Origin of the sequence: Novosphingobium sp. B-7, from assembly GCF_000410615.1 — a bacterium.
GTDB classification, from domain to species: domain Bacteria; phylum Pseudomonadota; class Alphaproteobacteria; order Sphingomonadales; family Sphingomonadaceae; genus Novosphingobium; species Novosphingobium capsulatum.
The window spans coordinates 1-4,928 of the sequence record NZ_APCQ01000846.1 but is presented as its reverse complement, the minus strand read 5'-3'; the positions used below and the strand labels follow the sequence as shown (position 1 = coordinate 4,928).

The window sequence follows — 4,928 nt, the reverse complement described above, 5'->3', positions numbered from 1 at the left end:
CCGCTGCGCCGGCCGCGATCACCATGCCGCCCGCAACAGCCACAACCGCTGTTGCCACAACCGCTGCGGTCGCTGCCACCGCGCAGGCCGGGCCCAACGAAACTGCGGCAGCCAGCCTGGCCGCGGCGCGGGAAACCTCCACGGCACCGGCCGCAGCCGTCTCTGCTGCAGCCCAGGCTGCCGCCCCGGCACCGCAGGACATTTCAGCCGATCGGCCTCATCTGGAAACGGTGCCGGCGGTCGTCCTGCCCGCCCGTTTTTGCAGTGCCGAGAAACGCAACGCCTTCCACGCGCAAACCTATCGCCCGGCCGGCGAAGCGGCCGAGGCCAACAACGGCAAGGCCATCGCCTACCTGCAATCGATCCAGGCCCGCTATGACGCGATGGCCGCAGGCGATGCCGACATGCGCAACGCACTGGCCAAGGAAGCACGCGATTACAAGCCGATAGCCGACGCTGCCTTTCAGGCGAAACAGGCGCTGGTGCGCCATTTCGATGCGCTGATGGCGGTTCCGATCACGTCTTGCGGAGTGGCCAAATGATGCGACGCGTGCCCTTTGCCCTGGCGACCCGAGGCGTGATGCTGGTCGCGCTGTGCCATGCCCCGCTGGCCCAGGCCGTCGCGCCGCCGCCGATCTCGCCACCGGCGTCGTGCCTCGATAGCCCGACGTTCGAAGCCGCGCTGTTTCATCAGTTCCAAACGATGATGATGACCGTGTCGCTGCGCTGCAAGAGCCACGGCATGGATGTGGAAACCAGCTTTTCGCGCATGATGATCGTGCACCAGGGCGTGTTTGCGGCGGCCGACAAGGCCATTCGTGGCTATATCAGCCCGGCCCACGGCTTTGCCGACAAGCGTGCGTTCGATAGCTATGCCACGCTCGTGGCCAATCGCTATGGCGGCGGCGCCACCAACCTGCAGGCCTGCACCGCGATCGACCGGGCGATCAAGACGGTGACGGCCGACATCACCGGCGCCACGCTGCGCTTTGTGGCAACGGCCATGGTGGCCCACCCGGAAATGGAGCGCATGGCCTGCGCCCTGGTCGGCCAGCCTACCAGGCCTGGCACCACGCCCGCCCCGCCGGCCGCTGCCGGCGCGGCGACCATCGCAATGGCCAGCCCGGCAGCGCCGCGGCCCGGCAAGTAGCGCGGCGACGGTTCAGGCGCGGCGGCGCACCAGGCCTTCTTGCGCGGTTTCGGCCACCAGGCGGCCATCCTGGGTAAAGATGCGGCCACGGCTGAAACCGCGCATGTTCCCGGCCCACGGGCTGTCGCAGGCATAGAGCAGCCATTGATCGGCGCGGGCATCGGCGTGGAACCACAGCGCATGGTCAAGGCTGGCCACCTGGGCGCTGCCGGCCTTGCCGCTGATGCCATGGGGCAGCAGGCTGGTGCCGAGCAAGGTCATGTCGCTGACATAGGCGATCACCGCGCGGTGCAACCCCGGATCATCGGGCAGGGGCGCCACGCAACGCAGCCAGGTGTGCGCCACCGGTTCGGCCGGGGTTTCGCGGAGCCAGTTGAGCGGTTCGGCCGGGCGCATCTCGATCGCGCGCGGCCGCGACAGCAGGGCGCGGCGCTGCTCTGACAGGCGATCGGCATAGATCGTCAGCAGGTCTGCCTCGCTCGGCAGGTCATCGGGGCTGGGCACCGAAGGCATCGGCAGGCCGTGCTGCAGGGCAAGGCTCTCGCCGGCCTCGCTACGGCGGTGGAACGAGGCCGTCATGGTGAAGATCGGCGCGTCGCCCTGGCTTGCCACCACGCGGCGGTTGGCAAAGTTGCCGCCATCGAGATCGCGCATCACGGTATAGCGCGTGTCGGCATTCTCGCTGCCCGGGCGCAGGAAATAGGCATGCAGCGAATGCACCGGCCGATCGGCGGCGACGGTGGCCTGTGCGGCGGCAAGCGCCTGCGCCACGATCTGCCCGCCAAATACGCGTCCCACGCCCCCGGGCTTGCGCGGCCCGGTAAAGAGATCGGCGCCGGCCTCGGGCTGAACCGTCAGCAGCCGGACAAGGCCGGCGGCCGTCGCGGCAGGATCATTGGAATCGGACATCAGAGTAGAAGAGAGCGGGTGCAGCATGATCGCGCGCCTATTCCAGGCGTTCCGCCAAGGTCAACGCATCGCGGCGGCTCGTCACAAATATGAAACCAGGGGCAGGTGATGAACCACCCGGGCCAAGAAACAGGCCCCGCCCAGCCTTGCGGCCAGACGGGGCCTGTCCTTCTCCTCCCCAACCTCGGGCCCATGCGGGCGGGGTTTTCCCCGCTTTTCCGCGTGTCTGCCGTGGGCCACCGGTCCAGCATGCCGGCAGCCCACGGAAGCCGGTTCAGCCTGCCGCGTGGCTGGCCAGGGCGGCCAGCAGCAGCAGGGCAACGATATTGGTGATCTTGATCATCGGGTTCACGGCCGGGCCAGCTGTGTCCTTGTAAGGATCGCCCACGGTGTCACCGGTCACCGCCGCCTTGTGCGCGTCGGAACCCTTGCCGCCGTAATGGCCATCCTCGATATACTTCTTGGCGTTGTCCCACGCCCCGCCGCCCGATGTCATCGACAGGGCCACGAACAGCCCGCCCACGATCACGCCCAGCAGTAGCGCGCCCAGCGCGGCAAAGGCATTGGCCTGCCCTGCCACCGCCATGATCACGAAATAGACCGCGATCGGCGCCAGCACCGGCAGCAGCGAGGGCAGGATCATCTCCTTGATCGCCGCCCGCGTGACCAGGTCCACCGTGCGGGCATAGTCCGGGCGGCTGGTGCCGGCCATGATGCCCGGATCGGCGGCGAACTGCTCGCGCACGTCCACCACCACGTCGCCAGCGGCGCGGCCCACGGCGGTCATCCCCATTGCACCGAACAGATAGGGCAGCAGCGCGCCCAGCAGCAGCCCGACGATGACATAGGGGTTCTCCAGGCTGAAATCGACATTCAGATCCGGGAAGAACTCGCGCAGGTCAGTGGTATAGGCGGCAAACAGCACCAGGGCGGCAAGCCCAGCCGAACCGATGGCATAGCCCTTGGTGACCGCCTTGGTGGTGTTGCCCACCGCGTCGAGCGCATCGGTGCGTTCGCGCACGGTGTCTTCCAGGCCGGCCATTTCGGCAATGCCGCCGGCATTGTCGGTCACCGGACCATAGGCATCGAGCGCCACGACCATGCCGGCCAGCGCCAGCATTGCCGTCGCGGCATAGGCAATGCCGATCAGCCCGGCGAGCTGATAGGCGACGATGATGCCCGCGCAGATCACCAGCGTGGGCAGGGCCGTGGCTTCCAGGCTGACGGCCAGGCCCTGGATCACGTTGGTGCCGTGGCCGGTGACCGATGCCTTGGCGATCGATCGCACCGGGCGATAGCCGGTGCCGGTGTAGTATTCGGTGATCCAGATGATCAACCCGGTGATCGCCAGGCCGACCAGCGCGCAATAGAACAGCGTGCGGCCGGTAAAGCCCTGTTCGCCGATCGGCGCTTCCATGCTGCCCAGCGCGGCCTGCGTGGCAAACCAGATCGCCGGGATCGACAGCAGGGCCGTGACCAGGAAGCCCTTGTACATGGCGCCCATGATGTTCTTGCCGCCGCCCAGGCGGACGAAATAGGTGCCGATGATCGAAGTGACGATGCAGACCCCGCCGATCAGCAGGGGCAGCGCCATCAAGGGCAGCAGCAGATCGCCCACGCCCTTGATCAGCAGCGCCGTCAGCACCATCGTGGCGCCCACGGTGACGACATAGGTTTCGAACAGGTCGGCGGCCATGCCGGCGCAATCGCCCACGTTGTCGCCCACGTTGTCGGCAATCACGGCCGGGTTGCGCGGGTCATCCTCGGGGATGCCGGCTTCCACCTTGCCCACCAGATCGGCGCCCACGTCGGCCGCCTTGGTAAAGATGCCGCCGCCCAGCCGGGCAAAGATCGACACCAGCGAGGCGCCCAGCGCCAGCGTGGTGAGCGCGGTGACGACGGTGCGATCGCCCGGGGCATAGCCCGCTACGAACACCAGATACCAGAAGAAGCCCGCGATCGCGAGCAGCGCCAGGCCCGCCACCAGCATGCCGGTGATCGCCCCGGCGCGGAACGCCAGGGTAAGGCCTTGTTGCAGGCCGCTTTGCGCGGCAGCGGCGGTGCGCACATTGGCCCGCACCGACACGTTCATGCCGATGAAGCCGGCCACACCCGAAAGCACGGCCCCGATAACAAAGCCCAGCGCCGGCAGCGGGTGCAGCGTCATCGAAACGATCGCGGCCACGACCACGCCCACCAGGGCGATGGTGCCGTACTGGCGTTTGAGATAGGCCTGCGCCCCTTCCTGGATGGCGCCGGCAATGTCTTGCATTTTCTGGTTCCCGGCCGGGCTTCCCAGCACCTGACGGCTGGTGATGAAGCCATAAAGCACAGCCAGTAACCCCAACCCGATGGCGGTTACGACAAGGTTCACGATGGCATCCCCCTAACTTCCCGTGCCCCGGCTTGTCTTTTGGTGCCAGGTACACCGTATTCCCGCACGCTGGCTGGGAACCAAAGGGAAGCTAAATCATTTGCCGCCGCCCGCAAGCGGTATTGTACGGTTGTTCGGCTAATCTTGCCGCCTAGGTTTCAGCCGCAGTGTTCATAGCCCAGCGGCCCTTGCGGGCAGGCGCCATCGAGCAGCAAGGGTACGGGGCCAGCGGCCAGCGCCTCACCGATGCAGGTGGCAGGGCAAGGGGGCGTGGTGCCCGCTGGCAGGGTGAACAGCAGTTCGTAGTCATCACCCCATGACAGCGCCTCTTGCCGGCGGGACGGGGGCAGGTCTGGCGGCACGGGGCAGGCGGCGCTGTCGATCGCCAGGGTCACGCCGCTGGCACGGGCCATGCGCGTCGCATCGAGCAGCAGCCCGTCCGACACGTCCATCATCGCGCCGACCAGCGGGGCCAGCGCCCGCCCTTGGGCCAGG

At 67.6% G+C, this 4,928-nt stretch carries 4 protein-coding genes and 1 pseudogene; 2 read left to right on the top strand and 3 right to left on the bottom strand.

Annotated elements, in window-relative coordinates:
- Together H926_RS0109780 and H926_RS30790 are read left to right on the top strand one after the other, a co-directional pair.
- Window positions 1–542, top strand: a pseudogene (locus H926_RS0109780) (hypothetical protein); the annotation flags it as partial.
- Window positions 539–1,150 (top strand): hypothetical protein, encoded by a 612-nt coding sequence (locus H926_RS30790; RefSeq protein WP_051146314.1) that lies wholly within the window; start codon window positions 539–541, stop codon window positions 1,148–1,150. The pseudogene H926_RS0109780 and the gene H926_RS30790, both read left to right, overlap by 4 nt.
- 12 nt (window positions 1,151–1,162) lie before the next feature.
- On the opposite strand, the gene H926_RS0109770 is transcribed toward H926_RS30790, so the two are convergent.
- The 3 genes from H926_RS0109770 to H926_RS0109760 all read right to left on the bottom strand — a co-directional run.
- Complete coding sequence (locus H926_RS0109770) at window positions 1,163–2,086, bottom strand: acyl-CoA thioesterase II (RefSeq protein ID WP_237741005.1); 924 nt, start codon at window positions 2,084–2,086, stop codon at window positions 1,163–1,165.
- Between the two features lie 247 nt (window positions 2,087–2,333).
- Window positions 2,334–4,433, bottom strand: coding sequence for a sodium-translocating pyrophosphatase (locus H926_RS0109765; protein ID WP_022676132.1), 2,100 nt, complete (start codon window positions 4,431–4,433; stop codon window positions 2,334–2,336).
- A gap of 158 nt (window positions 4,434–4,591) precedes the next feature.
- A partial coding sequence (locus H926_RS0109760) for an AIR synthase-related protein (protein ID WP_022676131.1) occupies window positions 4,592–4,928 on the bottom strand: 337 nt, incomplete at its 5' end.